This is a genomic window from Paraburkholderia sediminicola, assembly GCF_046026895.1.
In the GTDB taxonomy this organism is placed as follows: domain Bacteria; phylum Pseudomonadota; class Gammaproteobacteria; order Burkholderiales; family Burkholderiaceae; genus Paraburkholderia; species Paraburkholderia sediminicola_C.
Genome location: NZ_JAQQEU010000003.1, coordinates 23,271 through 41,655, shown reverse-complemented (window position 1 = coordinate 41,655; position 18,385 = coordinate 23,271). Strand labels below are relative to the sequence as shown.

The window sequence follows — 18,385 nt, the reverse complement described above, 5'->3', positions numbered from 1 at the left end:
GACGGGCACGCGCCTTCGCCGCGTGCTCTCACGGGCTATGAACGCGGCGCGTCGGGAGCCAGCAACACGCCTTTCGTGAACACGAAGCAACCATAGCCACGCTCTTCGCCGGTTGCGATCACGCAATACGCTTTGCGGGCCCGCTCATAAAAAGCGAATCGTTCGATCGAGGCAAACGGAACCTCGCGCCCTTCCGCCGCGTTGACCTCGGCTTGCGCTTCGCGCTGCACCGCCGGAATCGTATGCGGCTCGCCCACTACCTCCATGCGCGACGCCGGTTGCTCGATGAAGGTATCCAGCGGCATCACCGAAAGTACCGCGCGCACCGCACGTGGCGAGCTCACGCCGTCTAGATGGAGCAGCCTGCCTAGCACGGTACCCTGCGCAACCGACGTGCCCGGGAAGTTGGCGTCGCAAATGACGAGTTCGTCGCCATGGCCCATCGAGCGCAGCGCATGAAGGATATCGGCGTTCAGCAGCGGGTCCAGATTCTTCAGCACGGTGTCTCCTTGTCCGGTTGAAACCGATCGACGGCTCGCCGTCGGGATTGGGGTAGCGCAATGCGAGCGCGCTCGCGGTCACGTTCGCGCAGGCCCGCAGGACGCCGGCTTGACGGCAGCGCCAGAACGCGCCGCCGCATCGCACTGCGTCGGTCGATTGTAGCAAGCAACGTTGTGCACATCTGCGCAGGACAGGTGGATGCGACCGGACATCGTCGCCGCGCCGGCGCAGGGTCCGGCGGCGCGATGCATCGTCGAGCGGCGCAGCGGCGCGGCGTGCGCGGCGCAGCGGCGCGGCGTGCGCGGCGGCGATGCCGCCGCAGCGCCAGCGCAGCCAGCCGATCATCGCCAGCAGCACGAGCCCCGCGCCGCCCAGCACCGGCTCGCGCCAGCCCAGCTACGCGATGAACATGAACGCCCGTGCGCCGGCAAGCAGCGCGAAGCTGGCGATGACGCTGGTCAGCGCGTCGAGCGCCGCCGACACGCGCGCGAACGCGATGGCGGTTTGAAGAGGCGTCCGGGCAGTGGGCTCGTGCATGATCGGCTCCGTGAGAAAAAGGCGTGGGTCAGGCGCCGTCAGGGACCTGGTCGAGGAAGCCGGTGACCGCCTGCAGGCGGCCATGCGCATCCACCACGCCAAAGTCCGAGCCCTTGACGATCGCGTCGCCCGCGGGCGTGGTCAGTTCCCACGAAAAGCGCAGCCGGTTCGCGAAGCCGTCGACCCGGGTCGTGCGGCGAAACATGTGCTGCGGGAAGCGCTCATGCACCGCGCGGATCATCGCGTCGATCCCGTCGTGGCCCGCGCCGGCAAGCAGCGGGTCGCGATAGTCGGCGTCGGCGGTCCACGTCGCGGCAATCAACTCGCGGCGGCGCGCGCCGTCGGTCTCGTTCCAGGCGTCGAAATAACGGTCGATCAGATCGGTATGGGCATTCATCTCAACACTCCTTGAATGGCATCACTGAGCACTACGCTCGGCACACACGTCGTATGCGGCGGGCTCGGAGTGAAGATTGGCGGATCGGACGCGCGGCGTCGATTACGTCGCAGGTAAGCATTCGCAGCACGATTGGCCATCTGGCCGAATCGTCAGGAACGCCTCCGGCCGCTAACCTCTGGGACTCATGGGAGCTGCGCGGCGGGGGCGCGGCATGGGTCGCAACGAAACGGGGGCGCGGCGGCTAGCCGCTCTATTGATATGGCATTGACACTTGCAGATACGTATCCACAAGGATACAATCTCAAACAGATCGGAACACCACCTGTGTACACGGTCAATCGCACCGAGGTGTTCGACACCTGGCTCGCGGAACTCGCCAACCTGCGAGCCAGGGCGAAAATCCTCGTGCGGATCCGGCGCGCGGAACGAGGGCATTTCGGCGACGCGAGGCTGCTGGAGGACGGCGTGTCGGAGATGCGCATAGATTGCGGCCCCGGCTATCGGGTCTATTTCGCGCGCGAAGGGCGCACGCTGTATTTGCTGCTCTGCGGTGGCAACAAGTCCACGCAGCCAGCCGATATCAAGCATGCCAAAACAATGTGGTCAGCAATCAGAGAGGGACTGTCATGAGCAAGATCAAAACGGCAGGGTTCGACGCAGCGCATTACCTCGACAGCGAGGAAATGATCGCTGAATATCTCAACGCAGCGCTCGAAGAAGGCGACGCCGACGTCCTGCTCGCCGCGATCGCAGACATCGCAAAAGCGCGTGGCATCGCGAAGGTCGCGGTAGACGCCGGACTCGGGCGCGAAAGTCTCTATAAAACGCTCGCGCCCGGCTCCAAACCGCGCATGGACACGGTGTTCAAACTGCTGCGCGCGCTCGGCGTCAAGCTCAACGCGGTGCCGGAAGGTGTCGCGGCCGCATGATTCGTGCTGGCGTTGCCGCGAGGGGCGCAACTGCATTTGCCGTTGCCTTGATGCTTCCGGGTATTCGTAGGAGTCGGCGGGGTTTTCCATTACCCGTCAGGTAATGGATCTCCCACACGGTTTGGCTATCATCGGATGCATGAACACTCTCTCTCTCTTGCGCAAACGGCCGCTTCGCCTCCGCCGTCGGCCAGTCGAACGGTCGGCGACTTGCTGCGTGAATGGCGGCAGCGGCGAAGAATGAGCCAGTTGCTACTCGCCACTGAAGCCGATATCTCGACCCGTCATTTGAGCTTCGTCGAATCGGGCCGCGCGCTCCCTAGCCGGGAGATGGTCATGCATCTCGCCGAACGGCTCGAAGTGCCGCTGCGGGCGCGCAATACGCTGCTGGTTGCCGCAGGCTATGCGCCGCTGTTCCGCGAGCGTCCGCTGTCCGATCCGCAACTGGCCGCCGCGCGCGAGGCCGTCGAACTGGTGCTCAAAGGACACGAGCCTTACCCCGCGCTGGCGATCGACCGGCACTGGACCATCGTCGCGGCAAACGGCGCGCTCGCGCCGCTGCTAACCGACGCCAGTCCCGAACTGCTGAAGCCGCCGGTCAATGCGCTGCGCCTGAGCTTGCATCCGGAAGGCATCGCGGCGTCGATCATCAACTGGCATGCGTGGCGGCAGCACGTGCTGGCCCGGCTCCAGCGGCAAATCGACGTGAGCGGCGACGAGGCCTTGAGCGCGCTGCGCGACGAACTCGCCGCATATCCCGCACCGGCGGGCGCGGACGCGGCGGACAATGACGAAACCGCGGTCAATCAGATTGCCGTGCCGTTGAGGTTGCGCACGCCGATCGGCGTGCTGTCGTTTTTTAGCACCACCACCGTGTTCGGTACGCCGGTGGACGTCACGCTGTCGGAACTTGCGATCGAAGCGTTTTTCCCGGCCGATCAACAAACCGCGGCGGCATTGCGGGAGTTTGCTGAAAGCCAGCGCGTGGGGGCTGGGCGATAGCTCGTTGCATGGCCTTAACCCAAAGTAGCCCAAAGCCAGAAAGCGAGGCGAGGAGAACGCCCCACGCTTGCCCGTTATCCACTCAGCCGTTATTCATTTTCGCCAACGCCCCGCGCAGGGAAACATCTTGAACAACGCCGCCCTGCTCATCCGTCAACTCGGTCCCGCCGATCGGGACGCCTATTTCCAGCTTCGCCTACGCGGACTGAAAGCGCATCCCGAACTGTTCGGCCAGAGTTATGAGGAAGCGCTCGCAAAGGGCCCCGCGCAACACGACGCGATCTTGCAGGGCTTGCACGCGGCCGAAGGGGACTTTCTGCTCGGCGCTTACCTATCGGCCGACACACCGTTGATCGGCGTAGTCGGACTGGCGCGCAACCAGCGCAGCAGGGAGCGACACAAGGCTTCGGTCGTCGGCATGTATGTCGCGCCGGAAGCCGCGGGCCGTGGCGTTGGGCGCGCGCTGCTCAACGAGTTGCTGACGCGGGCGGCTCAGGTCGATGGTTTGCGGCAACTGCAGGTAATGGTCGACAGCAGCAACGAGGCAGCGCGCAAACTCTACGAGTCGTTGGGCTTTGGTCAATACGGTCGGGAAGTCGCGGGACTGAATGTCGACGGCCCGTTTTACGACACCGATCTGATGATGCGGTTCATCTAGCTGAGGTAGACGATAGGCGCGCGAAGCGTCGCTCCAACTCCGACGACGAGATAGCGGAGGTTGCGGTGCCGCGCCGGCGTGCGCCTGGGTGCCTGGGTGCCTGGGTGCCTGGGTGCCTGGGTGCCGATAATAATGCTGGCGGCAAAGTCCCATGCTGGCGCTAGTGCCAAAGCCGTTGCCATACAAGTAAAAATCGCGCAGCGCCCTACCCCGACCGATATCTAGCCAGCACACCCTCTCGCTGCCCGTCCAGCGCTCCCGGCGTTCCCTGACAGCGAACCCAGGCCCGATGCGCGAAACGCGATCCATGTATACTTTTGCGGTTCCCCTTCTCCGCCACACCAACCCAAACTCGTCTCCCGCCGCCTTCGGCGCCTTAGATCCCCAGTTTGTCAGTCAACTCACCCATGTCCGATCTTTCCACTCCGCTTCCACGCGTGCCGCGCCGCTTCGACATCAACCCGAAGCCGCTCGCCGCCGCGCTCGTTCTGATCGCGCTCGGCGCGATCTATCTGGCGCAAGCCGTCAGTGGCCGCCAGGCGGCGCTCTATGTCGTCGGCGCCCTACTGGGGATGTCGCTGTATCACGCGGCGTTCGGTTTCACGTCGGCCTGGCGGGTCTTTATCGCCGACGGCCGCGGCGCCGGCTTGCGCGCGCAGATGCTGATGCTCGCGCTCGGCGTGCTGCTGTTTTTCCCGGCGCTCGCCGCGGGCAGGCTGTTCGGCCAGCCGGTGGTCGGGCTCGTCGCGCCAGCGGGCACGTCGGTGCTTGTCGGAGCTTTCATGTTCGGCGTCGGCATGCAACTGGGTGGCGGCTGCGCGTCCGGCACGCTGTACACGGTGGGCGGCGGCAGCACCCGCATGCTCGTCACGCTGGCGGCGTTCATCGTCGGCTCGGTCGTCGCGACTGCGCACATGCCGTTCTGGACCGCGTTGCCGTCGCTCAAACCGCTTTCGATGGTGACGACGCTCGGCGCCGGCTGGGCCATTGTCCTGAACCTGGTGGTATTCGCGGCCATCGCGGCGCTCACGGTTCAGGTCGAACGGCGCCGCCACGGCCGGCTGGTCAATGAGCCGGCCCGACAGCCGCACTCGTCGCCGTGGCTGCACGGCCCGTGGCCGCTGTTTGTCGGGGCGATCGCGCTGGTCCTGCTCAACTTTGCGACGCTGGCGCTGTCGGGCCGCCCGTGGGGCGTGACCTCGGCGTTCGCGCTGTGGGGCGCCAAGATCTTCGCCGCGCTCGGAATCGACGTGGCCAGTTGGCCGTATTGGGCCGCTCACGCCAACGCGGGTTCGCTGGCGGCCCCTGTTACACATGACGTCACGTCGGTGATGGATTTCGGCATCGTCCTCGGCGCCATGACGGCTGCGGCGCTCGCCGGCCGTTACGCGCCGGTCTGGAAAGTGCCGGCGCGCTCGCTGATCGCGGCAGTGGTCGGCGGTCTGATGCTGGGCTACGGCGCCCGGCTGGCTTATGGTTGTAACATCGGCGCCTACTTCAGCGGAATCGTGTCAGGCAGCCTGCATGGGTGGTTGTGGCTGGTCGCCGCCTTTGCCGGCAATGTGCTCGGCACGCGTCTGCGGCCGGCGTTCGGCCTCGAAGTGGAGCGCGTTCGCCAGACGGGGTGCTGAAGTCCCAGAAGTCGTTACAAATGCAGCTCCTTTTGTAACCGGGGCTACACCATCTCTTTACATCTGCGGTTCGTCCCCAAGAGCGCAGCAAGGTCAGGTATTTATTACACGCCTTTGGTCCCGCCTTCTATCTCCTTTCTAATTCAAGCGGCATCTTCCGGCGCGCGGCCGGGCGCGATTATTTGCTCAGACAATTTCCCCAAACGACCGTATTGCAAAGGATTCGAAGGTCAGACGAAATTCCCCCGCGGCAAAAAATTCGCTAAGCATCGTCTATTACAAGGGCGTGAAATAATTACCGAAAAATGATGCGTCTTTTTGAGATATTTTTTGAGAAGGGATTGATTTCTTGTTTTACCCTTCATACAATTCGACCCAAGCTGTTACGAAATGTAACGCTATGTATCAAACGGTCGCAGTCTGTATCAGGCAGTGACATGTAGCCGGAGGTCTGCGTTTCCGGCGAGGCACAAAAGACATAACGGCAAAAAAGCCGACATAGTAATTCGGGGCTTCGGAAACACAAAAAATGGACCGTAGCAGCGAGACGCTGGATTCAATCCGCGAGATTAACTTGTCTTACATCATGCTTGCGCAGCGCATGTTGCGTGAGGACAAACCGGTCGGGATGTTCCGCCTGGGCCTGTCGTCGGAACTGGCTGACTTGCTTGCCGGGCTGTCGCTCGCGCAGATCGTCAAGCTGGCCGCTTCCGATCAGCTTTTGTGCTTTTTCCGCTTCAACGACCACTCGATGTTGTCGGCGTTGACGCATACGACAAAGCACGCAGCGGTTGCACCGACTCACGCGGCGATCCTGCTTGCAGGCCAGCCCGCCGAGCAGTTTGCTTAAGCGAGGTGACTGCGATGCTCAAGCGTAGCCTGACGGAAGACGCACAAGAAGTGTTCCGTGCAATCGCGTTGATCGAACTCGGCGCACGCATGCAGGTGCTCGAAAGCGAATTGACGCTCTCGCGCGACCGCATGATCCGCCTGTACCGCGAAGTCAAGGGCGTATCGCCGCCCAAGGGCATGCTGCCGTTCTCGGCGGACTGGTATATGACGTGGCTCGCGAACATCCACGCGTCGCTGTTCTACAACACGTACCTGTTCCTGAAGAACGAAGCGCGTTGCTCGCATCTCGATGCGCTGACCAAAGGGTATCGGCTGTATCTGGAACATTGCCAGCACAGCGAAACCGAACCGGTGCTGGACTTGACGCGCGCCTGGACGCTGGTGCGTTTTTTCGACGCCGACATTCTGCAGTTGACCAAGTGCTGCCGTTGCACCGGCAAGTTCGTCGCGCACAAGCATGACTTGCAGCACAACGTGGTGTGCGGCGCTTGCCAGCCGCCGTCGCGCGCCGGCAAGACGAAGAAGGCCGCGGCCGCTCGTCAGGAAGCGCTCGAAGCTGCGCAGATCGCGCAGGCCGCGTGAGATGAGTTGAATCGTCGAGGGCTGGTCCGCCCGATTCGAATCGAAGCCCTGAAAATCCGCACACCGTGCGGATTTTTTTTCGCCATGGCGCGAGCGGATCAGCCGGCCAATCCCACCGTCTGCACCACGAGCCAGATATTGGCCGCGCTGATCGCACCGAACAGAAACCAGGCAAGGAGTCGCGTCGGCAGTCTGTTGGCGAATTCGCCCATCAACGCGCGGTCGCTAGTCATGCGAATCAGCGGATAGAGCGCGAACGGCAGCTGCAGGCTCAGCACGACCTGGCTTGCGACCAGCAATTGACCGACCGCGCCGTTGCCGAGCATCTGCACGCCGATCAACGCGGGGATCAACGCCAGCGCCCGCGTGATGAAACGCCGCTGCCAGCATGGAATCTTCATCTTCAGGAAGCCTTCCATGATCACCTGCCCCGCCACCGTGCCGGTGAACGTCGAGCTTTGCCCCGACGCGAGCAGCGTGATCGCGAACAATACCCCCGCGAAACCGGTGCCGACGATCGGCGCGAGCAGCCGGTACGCGTCTTCGATCTGGGTCACCTGAGTGTGCCCGTTGGCATGAAAAGCGGCGGCGGCGAGAATCAGGATCGCCATGTTGATCAGCAGCGCGAGCACGAGCGACGCGATGGTGTCGATCCGCGACAGGCTGATGGCCGACCGGATGCCGCCCGCGTCGCGCTTTACCGCCCGAGTCTGCACGATGGACGAATGCAGATACAGGTTGTGCGGCATCACGGTTGCGCCGAGGATGCCGATCGCCAGATACATGGGTTCGCGCGAACTCAGTGCCTGCCACGACGGAATCAACCCTTGCGCGACCGACGGCCAATGCGGCTGCACCAACGCCAGCTCGATGATGTAGCCCACGCCGATCGTCGCGATCAGGCCGAGCATGATGGCTTCGAGATCGCGGAAATTCTTGCCCTTCAGACCGAGCACGATCAACGTGTCGAACGCGGTCAGCAGCACGCCGGTGGTCAGTGAGCAATTGAATAGCAAATGGAACGCCAGCGCGCCGCCGAGCACTTCGGCGAGGTCGCAGGCGACGATCGACAACTCCGCGAGCAGCCATTGCATGCGCGCCACGCCTCGCGAATAACGCGCACTCGACAATTGCGCGAGGTCGCGCCCGGTAGCGATGCCCAGACGCATGCTCAGACATTGCAGCGCCATCGCCGCGAGACTTGACAGCAGCACGACGAACAGCAGGCTGTAGCCATAACGCGAGCCAGCCTCGATCGCGGTGGCCCAGTTGCCCGGGTCCATGTAGCCGATTGAAACCAGCAGGCCGGGCCCCGCGAATTGCAGAATTTTTTTCCAGAAGGGCGCGCCTTGCGAGACGGCGACCGAGCCCTGCACCTCGGATGGGCAAAACGGCGCCGTAGCGGTGGTGGGTAGTTTGAACGGCAATCTGGAAATCTCTTGAAGGGGAAAAACCGCGACGCCTTAGAGACGAGGCCCGAGGCCGTCGCGAGCCACCTCAAGTGTACAAAGAAACCTCGGGCAATGTTCCGCTCAGCGCGTAGCGGCCGACGTCGCGCACGCGATAGTCCAGTGGATCATGCAGCGTATGCACGCGGGCATTGCGCCAGAAGCGGTCGAGCGCGAGCGGCGCGTGCGTGGCGCGAGCGCCGCACGCGTCGAACAGCTTTTCGCTGACGTCGAGCGCGGCGCGGTGCGCGACGATCTTCGCCTCCGACGTGGCAAGCGCAACGTGCGCGAGTGCATCGGCGGAAAGCGACGAGCCTTGCCGCCACGCGCCGTCGAGCGCGTGGGCGGCCCGCGCGGCGAGCGCTTCGGCGCTCACCGCCTGCACGCGCATCTGGCCGAAGCGCTGGATCAGATAGGGATCGTCGGTGGCTTTGTCGACGCCCGCATTGATCCATGGTCTGCCGTGTTGCGTGACGTAGGCGCGCGCTTCTTCGAGCGCGCCCTGCGCGATGCCCACGAACAGATTGATCAGCACCTGCTGCGAGATCAGCGTGCGCAAGCTCGCATAGGGCGTGTCGGCACGTTCAAGCACTTCATCCGGCTCGACCCGGACCCGCGCGAACGACACGCTGCCGCTATCGGTCTGCCGCTGGCCGATGGGGTTCCAGTCCTCGTGCACGGTGATGCCCTCACGCGCGGTCGGCACCACGGCGAACACCGGCTTGCCGGTGGCCGGATCGTGCGCGGAGATCGTCATCATCTGCGAGCCGCGCGTGCCTGAGCAAAAGCCCTTCTGGCCATCGAGAAGGTAGCCGCCGTCGCCGCTCGCCGTGGCAATCAGCCGCGTGTCGAGAGGGTTCACTGCATTGCCCCACCACCAGCGGTGCTCCACGGTGCCATGCAGATAGCGCGCGCGCTGCTCCGCATTTCCCCATACGTTCACGCTCACCACCTGCAGGCAGGTGAAGCCCAGCAGATGTGCAAGCGCGCTGTCGACTCGCGCGATTGTGCGAATCGTCTCGTAGATCTCGGGCCAGCGCGCTCCGAGGCCGCCGAACTCGCGTGGCACGGCGAGCGTGAGCAACTGCGCATCCGCGATCCACTGCTTTTCCTGCGCGGCGTGGCCGCCTTCGCGATGGCGCTTCGCCGCGCTCGCACGCAACGCGTCGAGCAGACCAGCGAGGTCGCGCACCGCCGGCGCGGCAAATGCGTCATGCGTTCGCAACGCGTCGGGATGCCGAGGTTCGTTCATGCAATGTCCAGGTGAGGAAGGTGGTGAGCGGTGACGGGCGCGGCTCGCACAGCGATGAGGCGCTCGACGACGCAAGCCTCCCCGCGTTGCGCGCCCCTCGCCTGCGCGGCTTCGATCAACCCACCGTCCACTTCAGGCAAACTCGCTTGCGCAATGCGCGCGAAAAGCGGAATCGCCGCCTGCGCTGCGAGTCATCATAGAGGGCGGCGATCCACCGGCCTACGAACGGATTTTTGAAAGGAAAGCGTGAAAAGCGATATGGATGAAAAACGCCGGGTGCGCTAACGCGCGACCCGGCGTTCATGAGTTGAGCCAGTCGGTTACCGCTTCGCCACTTGCTGCGCTGAGGCCGAACCCGAAGCCGCATCCGGCGCGAGCGCTCCGACCGCCGTGTCCGGCATCTTCGCATCACCCCAGCCGCCGCCCAGCGCGCGAATCAGATTCACTGTCGCGACCGCTTGCGTGCCCGAAAGATGGCTCGCCTGCAATTGCGTAGTCAGCACCTGCCGCTCACCGTCGATCACATCCAGATAGCTGACCGCCCCCTCCGTGTACTGCGTGCGCGACAGATGCGCCGCTCGTTGCGAGGCCTCGACCGCGTTGTTCTGCTCGCGCATCTGATCGTCGAGCAGACGCAGATCGGCCAGGTTGTCCTCGACTTCGCGGAACGCCACCAGCACCTGCTGACGATACTGCGCCACGTCCTCGTCATACTTCGAGCGCGCTTGCGCCAGGTTCGCCTTGCGACGGCCGCCGTCGAACAGAGGTACCGTCAACGCGGTGCCGGCGAACGGACCAAGAATGAACGCGCGGCTCGACCACATGAACAGATCGCCGAGCGTCGCCGATTCAAAGCCGAAAGCACCGGTGATATCGAGCTTCGGGAAGAACGCCGACTTCGCGAGACCCACGCGGGCATTCGCGGCCGCCATCGCGCGCTCCGCGGCCGACACATCCGGCCGCCGTTCGAGCAACGCCGAGGGCAGACCCGGCGGCACCCGCACCGTCACCGGCACGAGCGGCGCTTGCGCGAACGAGAAGTCCGCCGGCGGCTTGCCGAGCAGAATCGCGAGACTATGCTCCGACGCCGCGCGCTGACGCGCGACGCCGACCGCATCGGCCCGCGCGCTCGCGAGTTCGTTGCGTGAGCGCGAGACATCCAGCTCGCCGATATCGCCTTCCCTGAAACGCCGCTCGACCAGCTTCAGCGTGTCTTCGCGCAATTCGACGGTACGGCGGTACAGCTCCTGATCCGTATCGAGCTCGCGCAACTGGAAGTAGTTCTGCGCGACGTCGGCCTGCAGCGACAGTTGCACCGAACGGAACAGCGCTTCGCTTTGCTGCTCGTCCGCGGTCGACGCGTTCACGTTCGAGCTGACGCGCCCGAACAGATCCGCTTCATACGACGCCCCGACCTGCGCGCGCCAGATCGTGCCCGTCGTGCCGCCCGCGCTGTCCGGCAGGAATTGCGAGGCCGCCGACGCACGCTCGCGTGTCGGGCCGAAGCCCGCGTCGAGTTTCGGGAACCAGTCGGACTTCGCCGCCTGGGTCACCGCGCGCGCCTGCTGCACGCGCGCCGCGGCTGCCTTCAGGTCCTGATTGGCGGCGGCGGCCTGCTCTTCGAGCGCGTTGAGTTGCGCGTCGCCGAAGATCGTCCACCATTCGCCGCGATGCGCGTCGTCGGCGGGCTGGGCCTGCTTCCACGTGCCGGTGTCCTGCGCGGAAGGCGCGGACGCAGCCGACGCAGCAGAGGCTGCGGGGGCTTCCTTGAACGCGGCCGGCGTAGCCACTTCCGGCCGGTTATACGTGGGTTCGACCGAGCACGCGGCGAGCAGTGCGACCAGCAGACCGCTGACGGCCGCGCGGCCCCACCCGTTCAAAGAGCCAAACCGGGATTCAAAACGTCTCATTATTGTTTTCTCCTCAGGCATCCGTCACCGGCGCGCCATAGTGCGGCGAATCCTTCTGCGCGACGTGAATCGTCCCGCCCGCCATCGTGCGCAGCACCACATAGAACACCGGGGTCAGCATCAGACCGAACAGCGTGACGCCGAGCATCCCGAAGAACACCGCGATACCCATTGCATGACGCATTTCCGACCCGGCGCCGCTCGACAACACGAGCGGCACCACACCCATGATGAACGCGATCGACGTCATCAGAATCGGCCGCAACCGCAAGCGGCTCGCCTCAATCGCCGCCGACAGCGGCGAATGTCCGTCATGCTCCAGCTCGCGAGCGAACTCGACGATCAGAATCGCGTTCTTCGCCGACAACCCCACCAGCACCATCAAACCGATCTGCGTGAAGATGTTGTTGTCGCCGCCCGTGAGCCACACGCCGGTCAACGCGGACAGCACGCTCATCGGCACGATCAGGATCACCGCGAGCGGCAGCGTCAAGCTTTCATACAGCGCGGCCAGCACGAGGAACACCAGCAGCACGCTGATCGGGAACACCCACATGCCCGCATTGCCGGCCAGAATCTGCTGATACGTGAGATCGGTCCATTCGAGCTTCACGCCGTGCGGCAACACTTCGGCGGCCACGCGTTCGGCCGCGGCCTGCGCCTGCCCCGACGAGAAGCCCGGCGCCGGTCCGCCGTTGATGTCGGCTGCCGTGTAGCCGTTGTAACGCACCACCATTTCCGGACCATAGGTCGGCGTCACCGTCACCAGCGACGACAACGGCACCATGTCGCCCGCCGCATTGCGCGTCTTCAGTTGCAGGATGTCGTCGGCGCGTTGACGGAACGGCGCGTCCGCCTGCACCCGCACCTGATACACACGGCCGAAGCGGTTGAAGTCGTTCACGTACAGCGAGCCCAGATAGATCTGCATCGTGTTGAACACATCCGTGACCGGCACGCCGAGTTGCTTGGCCTTCACGCGATCCAGGTCGACGTTCAGTTGCGGCACGTTGATCTGATAGCTGGAGAAGGTCGGCCCGAGTTCAGGCGTTTGCGCCGCGCGCTTCACGAACGCTTGCGCCGCCTTGTTCAACTCCGCGTAGCCGAGCGCGCCGTGATCTTCCAGTTGCATCTTGAAGCCGCCGAGCGTACCGAGGCCGAGCACGGGTGGCGGCGGAAAGACCGCAACGAACGAATCCTTGATCGCGCCGTACTGCTGGTTCAGCGAACCGGCAATCGCACCGGCCGAAAGCTTCCTGTCGCCACGCGCCTTAAAGGGCTTGAGCGTCACGAACACAATGCCCGCGCTCGAACTATTGGTGAAGCCGTTCACCGACAAACCGGGGAACGCCACCGCGCTTTCCACGCCGGGCTGCTTCAACGCAATCGCGCTCATGTCGCGAATCACTTTTTCCGTGCGATCCAGCGACGCGCCGTTCGGCAACTGCGCGAACGCAATCAGATACTCCTTGTCCTGCGCCGGCACGAAGCCGCCCGGCACCACCCGCGAGATCAGCACCGTTGCACCCAGCAGGATCGCGTACACCGCGAGCATCGCGCCCTTGCGGCGCAGCACGCCCTTCACGCCGCGGCCGTAGGCGGTCGAGCCACGATGAAAGACCTTGTTGAAGCGCTTGAAGAAGCCGCCCAGCAGACGGTTCATCACACGCGTCAGGAAGTCTTCCTTCGCGCCGTGGCTGCGCAACAGCAGTGCGGACAACGCCGGCGACAAAGTCAGCGAGTTGAACGCCGAGATCACCGTCGAGATCGCGATGGTCATCGCGAACTGTTTGTAGAACTGGCCCGTCAGGCCGGTCATGAACGCGAGCGGCACGAACACGGCGACCAGCGTCAGCGCAATCGCGATGATCGGCCCGCTCACTTCCTGCATCGCCTTATACGTCGCATCGCGCGCACTCAGCCCGTTCTCGATGTTCCGTTCGACGTTCTCCACCACCACGATCGCATCGTCCACCACGATCCCGATGGCGAGCACCATGCCGAACAACGACAACGCGTTGATCGAAAAACCGAATGCAAGCAGCAGCGAGAAGGTCCCGACGATCGACACCGGCACCGCGATCAACGGAATGATCGACGCGCGCCACGTCTGCAGGAACACGATCACGACGAGCACCACCAGCGCAATCGCTTCGAGCAGCGTATGCACGACCGCTTCGATACTCGCGCGCACGAACTGCGTCGGGTCATAGACGATCCGGTACTCGACGCCCGCCGGCATGTCTTCGGCCAGCTCCTTCATCGCCGCGCGCACCTGCTCGGAAATCGCCAGCGAGTTGGCGCCCGGCGCCTGATTGATCGCGAGCGCGACGGCCGGCTTGTTGTCGAGCAGCGAACGCAAGCCGTATTCCGACGCCGCGAGTTCGACACGCGCGATGTCACGCAGATAGGTCACGCCGCCATCCGGCGCGGTCTTGACGATGATGTCGCCGAATTCGCCCTCGGTCTTCAAACGGCCGCGCGCATTCACCGACAACTGCAACTGCGTGCCCGGCACCGAAGGCGATGCGCCGATCACACCGGCCGCCACCTGGATGTTCTGCTCACGGATCGCATTGACCACTTCGGTGGCCGTCAAACCGCGCTGCGCGACTTTCTGCGGATCGAGCCACACGCGCATCGCATAGTCGCCCGAACCCCACAACTGCACTTCGCCGACGCCCTGAATCCGCGCGAGCCGGTCCTTGACGTTCAGCAGCGCGTAATTGCGCAGATACGTCATGTCGTAGCGGTTGTTCGGCGAGATCAGGTGGACCACCATCGTCAGCGTCGGCGAACTCTTGATGGTCGTGACGCCGAGCCGTTGCACGTCTTCCGGCAAACGCGGCAGCGCCTGGTTCACGCGGTTCTGCACCAGTTGCGTCGCGAGGTCCGGATTGGTGCCGAGCTTGAAGGTCACCGTGAGCGTGAGGTTGCCGTCGCTATTGGCTTGCGACTGCATGTACAGCATGTTCTCGACGCCGTTGATCTGCTCTTCGAGCGGCGAAGCGACCGCTTCGGCGATCACCTTCGGATTCGCACCCGGATACTGCGCGTGCACCACCACCGACGGCGGCACGACTTCCGGGTACTCCGAGATGGGCAGCTTGAAGAGCGAGATGATGCCCCCCAGCAGGATCAATACCGATAGCACGCCGGCAAAGATCGGCCGATCGATGAAGAATTTGGATATGTTCATGGGAAGCTCTTAACGTTGGAGCAAGCGCCGCGCTAACGTGCCGCGGCGCACGGGCTCACGAATTCTTGCCGGCCTTCGCGCGGGTCTGTGCGAGCGGCGCGCTGTTCGGGTCCTGGTCGGTGGTCATCGGCACCACGTGTGCGCGCACTGTGTCGCCGGGACGCACGCGCTGGATGCCGTTGACGACGATGCGGTCGCCCGGCTTCAGGCCGTCCCTGACCACGCGCAGGTTGCCTTGCATGCCGCCCACCGACACTTCGCGATACACCACGTGATTGCTCTGATCGACCACCAGCACGAACTTCTTGTCCTGGTCGGTGCCGACCGCGGCGTCGTCGATCAGGAGCGCCGGATGCGGCGCGCCGCCGCCCACCTTCACGCGTGCATACAAACCGGGAATCAACGCACCATCTTCGTTATCGAAACGCGCGCGCACGCGGATCGTGCCCGACGACGTGTCGAGGCGGTTGTCGACCGATTCGATCGTGCCGCTGCGCGAGTAGCCGCTTTCGTCCGCGAGACCCAGCTCCACCGGCACCTTGCTGCCGTCCTTCGCGCGGTTCAGGTATTGCAGATAGGTCTGTTCGTCCGCGTCGAACGAAGCATAGATGGGCGACACCGACACGAGCGTGGTCAACGGCGCCGAGCCTGCGCCCGCCGACACGACGTTGCCCACCGTGATTTCCGCGCGCGACACGCGGCCCGCCACCGGCGCCACGATCTTCGTGTACCCGAGATTGATGCGCGCGGTCTCGAGCGCGGCTTGCGCGGCCTTCAGGTTGGCGCTGGCTTCGCGCGCGGCGTTCTGTTTCTCGTCGTAGTCGCGCCTGGCGATCGCGTTGTCGCCGATCAGGCGTTGCGCGCGCTCCCAGTCGCTTTGCGTGTAACCGGTGCGCGCCTGCGCGGCCGCGAGCTGCGCTTCGGCGCGATCCACCTCGGCCGCATACGGACGCGGGTCGATCACGAACAGCGTGTCGCCCTTCTTCACGAGCGCGCCATCCTTGAAGTTGACCGACACGATGGTGCCCGGCACCTGCGAACGCACGTCGACCTTTTCGACCGCTTCGAGGCGGCCCGAATAGCTCTGCCAGTCGGTGATCGTTTTTTGCACCACGTTGGCGACATCGACTTCCGGCACGATAGTGGGCGCCGCGGGCGAGCTTGCATCCACGCGAATCGCGCCGAAGGTGCCGAGCCCGGCCACCACGATCACGACTAACGCGGCGATCGCCAGACGGCGACGGGAAAGAGGAAGGATGGTCATGTGAAGCTCCCGGTATCGTTGATTAAAGTTCTGTTTATCGATGAGCACGCGCATCGAAGCGCCACTGAAAAAAGCGCACCGCTTCCTGCAAAGCGGGCGGATGATCGGCCAGCGCGGCGTGCGAGACGCTCGGATAGCGGACCACCTGGGTCCGCACGCCCGCGTCGATCAGACTGCTCGCGTATTTCTCCGCTTCCACATGCAGCACGTCGTTTTGCGCGGTCGCGATCAGCGTGGCCGGCAGGCCCGCGAGCCGCGCCGATTCGAGCGGCGCCGCATACGGATGCATGCGTTGCGACGCTTGCGGCAGATACGCGCGATAACAGGCCGCGCACTCTCTTGCCGTGATGTCCGAACCCAAACGCTTTTCGTCGCCCAGACGCGTGAGGCTCGGATCGAGCATCGGCCCGAACAGCGCCTGCGCGGCGATCTGCACGTCGCCGCGGTCCCGCGCGATGAACGCGAGGCAGTTGGCCAACTGCCCGCCCGCATCATGGCCGGCCACGCCGACCTTTCTGCTATTGCCGCCAAATGCACGCGCCCGCGTCTGCACCCACAGTGCCGCGCGATGGGCATCTTCGGGGGCCGCGGGAAACGGAAACCGGGGCGCCAGCGAATAACCCACCGATACGACTAGCGCTGGTAAGTGTTCTGCGAAATAACGCGCGGCGAAGTCGGCCTCTTCGATCGAGCCCTTGGTAAAGCCGCCGCCGTGGAAGTAAAGCAGTACTGGCAATGCGGTCTTTTTCGATTGCCGGTACAAACGCAACGTGATGTCCTGAGCGTGCCCTTCGATCTGCACGTCAGTGACTTCGAGTGCCGTGCTATCTGCCTCTGCGGGGCCGCTATCAAAGGCCACAAAGGAGTACGGCGGTTTAAATGCATCCATGTCGAGCCGCGCAATGCGCATAGAACTTCAATGGTGCGAATTGTGGGTTCGGCAGAGTCCTACATAAATGCCTATAATCCGGCAACACAATTCGGCGCCCCTGAACAATCGAATGCGATTGCTCTGCGGATTCGATCCCCGCCTGGCGCGCCCGCCCCTTTCTGGAGGTTTGCAATGGACCGGCTTCAGGCCATGCAAGTGTTCACGCGTGTCGTCGACACCAACAGCTTTACCCGCGCAGCGGAAACGCTCGATCTGCCGCGCGCATCCGTCACCACGATTATTCAGAACCTCGAATCGTTCCTCGGCACGCGTCTGATGCACCGGACGACGCGGCGCCTGTCGCTCACGCCGGACGGCGCGGCGTACTACGAACGCTGCGTGCGCATTCTCGCGGACGTCGAAGAGACCGAGGCGAGTTTCCAGAGCGGCAACAAGAAGCCGCACGGCAAGCTGCGCATTGACATGCCGGGCTCGATCGGCCGCTTGCTGGTGATTCCTTCTCTGTGTGAATTCCACACGCGCTATCCGGACATCGACCTGCAACTCGGCCTGTCGGACCGGCCTGTCGATCTGCTGCAGGAAGGCGTGGACTGCGTGGTGCGGGTCGGTGCGTTGCAAGATTCATCGCTGGTCGCGCGGCGCATCGGCCTGTTCGAGGGCGTGACCTGCGCGGCCCCGGACTACATCGAGCGGGCGGGCATGCCGGCCTCGCTCGAAGATCTCGACAATCACAAAGCGGTCAATTACTTCTCCAGCCGCACGGGCCGCACGCTCGATTGGGCGTTCCTCGTGGAGGGCAAAGAAGTCGAAGTGAAGATGAAGAGCATCGTGTCGGTGAACGACTCGGACGCCTACGTGACCTGCGGGCTCGAAGGCTTCGGGCTGATTCAGCCGGCGCTCTTCATGGTGCTGCCGCATCTGCGTTCGGGCCAACTGGTGGAAGTGTTACCGCAGCTGAAACCATTGCCGATGCCGATTTCCGCAGTCTATCCGCACAGTCGTCATCTGTCGCCCAAAGTCCGTGTTTTCGTAGACTGGATTGCGGAGCTGTTCGACCGCTGCCCGTTGCTGAGCGGACGCGGCAGTCTCGACGCAACGTGCACGAAGCGCACTTTCGAAGAACGCGAGTCGGCTCCAGCGCTCGAAACGCCCGTGATTACCGAATGGGTCGCGTGATCCAGCGCGGGAAATGGGGAAATTGAAGTACAAAATCTGGAATAGTGCATTTCAACCGCGGCGTTAATGCCGCGGTTGCCTGAGCTAACCCCGCGCTAGTCATGAGTTAGCCACGAGTCAGCCCCTCCTCGACGCGATTGTTCTAGTTTCGC

At 63.9% G+C, this 18,385-nt stretch carries 17 protein-coding genes and 1 pseudogene; 8 read left to right on the top strand and 10 right to left on the bottom strand.

Going from position 1 to position 18,385, the window contains the following annotated elements:
- Positions 1-35: 35 nt before the first annotated feature.
- The 3 genes from PQR02_RS03140 to PQR02_RS03130 all read right to left on the bottom strand — a co-directional run bounded on the left by PQR02_RS03140 (position 36) and on the right by PQR02_RS03130 (position 1,435).
- On the bottom strand, positions 36-500 hold the full coding sequence (locus PQR02_RS03140) for an RbsD/FucU family protein (RefSeq protein WP_408225326.1): 465 nt from the start codon (positions 498-500) through the stop codon (positions 36-38).
- Between the two features lie 397 nt (positions 501-897).
- Complete coding sequence (locus tag PQR02_RS03135) at positions 898-1,038, bottom strand: hypothetical protein (RefSeq protein ID WP_408225323.1); 141 nt, start codon at positions 1,036-1,038, stop codon at positions 898-900.
- Positions 1,039-1,066: 28 nt separating this feature from the next.
- Positions 1,067-1,435, bottom strand: coding sequence for a nuclear transport factor 2 family protein (locus PQR02_RS03130; RefSeq protein WP_408225320.1), 369 nt, complete (start codon positions 1,433-1,435; stop codon positions 1,067-1,069).
- Positions 1,436-1,696: 261 nt separating this feature from the next.
- Here PQR02_RS03130 and PQR02_RS03125 point away from each other — a divergent pair, with 261 nt between their 5' ends.
- From PQR02_RS03125 to flhC, 7 genes are all read left to right on the top strand, one after another.
- On the top strand, positions 1,697-2,068 hold the full coding sequence (locus PQR02_RS03125; RefSeq protein ID WP_408225316.1) for a type II toxin-antitoxin system RelE/ParE family toxin: 372 nt from the start codon (positions 1,697-1,699) through the stop codon (positions 2,066-2,068).
- A complete protein-coding gene (locus PQR02_RS03120; RefSeq protein WP_408225313.1) occupies positions 2,065-2,367 on the top strand; it encodes an addiction module antidote protein in 303 nt (100 codons plus the stop codon). Before PQR02_RS03125 ends, PQR02_RS03120 begins: the two co-directional genes overlap by 4 nt.
- Positions 2,368-2,502: 135 nt before the next feature.
- The gene (locus PQR02_RS03115) at positions 2,503-3,369 is read left to right on the top strand and encodes a helix-turn-helix domain-containing protein (RefSeq protein WP_459252045.1); all 867 of its coding nucleotides are present in this window, start codon (positions 2,503-2,505) and stop codon (positions 3,367-3,369) included.
- Between the two features lie 127 nt (positions 3,370-3,496).
- The gene (locus PQR02_RS03110; protein WP_408225310.1) at positions 3,497-4,027 is read left to right on the top strand and encodes a GNAT family N-acetyltransferase; all 531 of its coding nucleotides are present in this window, start codon (positions 3,497-3,499) and stop codon (positions 4,025-4,027) included.
- A gap of 407 nt (positions 4,028-4,434) precedes the next feature.
- Positions 4,435-5,658 (top strand): YeeE/YedE family protein, encoded by a 1,224-nt coding sequence (locus tag PQR02_RS03105; protein ID WP_408225307.1) that lies wholly within the window; start codon positions 4,435-4,437, stop codon positions 5,656-5,658.
- Positions 5,659-6,187: 529 nt separating this feature from the next.
- Positions 6,188-6,508 (top strand): flagellar transcriptional regulator FlhD, encoded by a 321-nt coding sequence (flhD, locus tag PQR02_RS03100; protein WP_408225304.1) that lies wholly within the window; start codon positions 6,188-6,190, stop codon positions 6,506-6,508.
- Between the two features lie 14 nt (positions 6,509-6,522).
- Complete coding sequence (gene flhC / locus PQR02_RS03095) at positions 6,523-7,092, top strand: flagellar transcriptional regulator FlhC (protein WP_007177883.1); 570 nt, start codon at positions 6,523-6,525, stop codon at positions 7,090-7,092.
- 98 nt (positions 7,093-7,190) lie between these two features.
- Here flhC and PQR02_RS03090 read toward each other — a convergent pair whose 3' ends face one another.
- From PQR02_RS03090 to PQR02_RS03060, 7 genes and pseudogenes are all read right to left on the bottom strand, one after another.
- The gene (locus PQR02_RS03090) at positions 7,191-8,519 is read right to left on the bottom strand and encodes an Nramp family divalent metal transporter (protein ID WP_408225301.1); all 1,329 of its coding nucleotides are present in this window, start codon (positions 8,517-8,519) and stop codon (positions 7,191-7,193) included.
- Positions 8,520-8,589: 70 nt separating this feature from the next.
- Positions 8,590-9,792 (bottom strand): acyl-CoA dehydrogenase family protein, encoded by a 1,203-nt coding sequence (locus tag PQR02_RS03085; RefSeq protein ID WP_408225298.1) that lies wholly within the window; start codon positions 9,790-9,792, stop codon positions 8,590-8,592.
- An 83-nt stretch (positions 9,793-9,875) separates the two neighbouring features.
- Positions 9,876-9,971 (bottom strand): annotated as a pseudogene (locus PQR02_RS03080) (ABC transporter permease); the annotation flags it as partial.
- A gap of 141 nt (positions 9,972-10,112) precedes the next feature.
- Entirely contained in the window at positions 10,113-11,702 is a 1,590-nt protein-coding gene (locus PQR02_RS03075) for an efflux transporter outer membrane subunit (RefSeq protein WP_408225295.1), read from the bottom strand.
- Positions 11,703-11,715: 13 nt separating this feature from the next.
- Positions 11,716-14,901 (bottom strand): efflux RND transporter permease subunit, encoded by a 3,186-nt coding sequence (locus PQR02_RS03070; protein WP_408225292.1) that lies wholly within the window; start codon positions 14,899-14,901, stop codon positions 11,716-11,718.
- Between the two features lie 55 nt (positions 14,902-14,956).
- Positions 14,957-16,165: an efflux RND transporter periplasmic adaptor subunit gene (locus PQR02_RS03065; protein ID WP_408225289.1), complete on the bottom strand. Its 1,209-nt coding sequence runs from the start codon at positions 16,163-16,165 to the stop codon at positions 14,957-14,959.
- Positions 16,166-16,199: 34 nt separating this feature from the next.
- On the bottom strand, positions 16,200-17,054 hold the full coding sequence (locus tag PQR02_RS03060) for an alpha/beta hydrolase (RefSeq protein WP_408225286.1): 855 nt from the start codon (positions 17,052-17,054) through the stop codon (positions 16,200-16,202).
- Positions 17,055-17,228: 174 nt separating this feature from the next.
- On the opposite strand from PQR02_RS03060, the gene PQR02_RS03055 reads away from it, so the two are divergent.
- Positions 17,229-18,233 (top strand): LysR family transcriptional regulator, encoded by a 1,005-nt coding sequence (locus tag PQR02_RS03055; RefSeq protein ID WP_408225283.1) that lies wholly within the window; start codon positions 17,229-17,231, stop codon positions 18,231-18,233.
- Positions 18,234-18,385 lie beyond the last annotated feature (152 nt).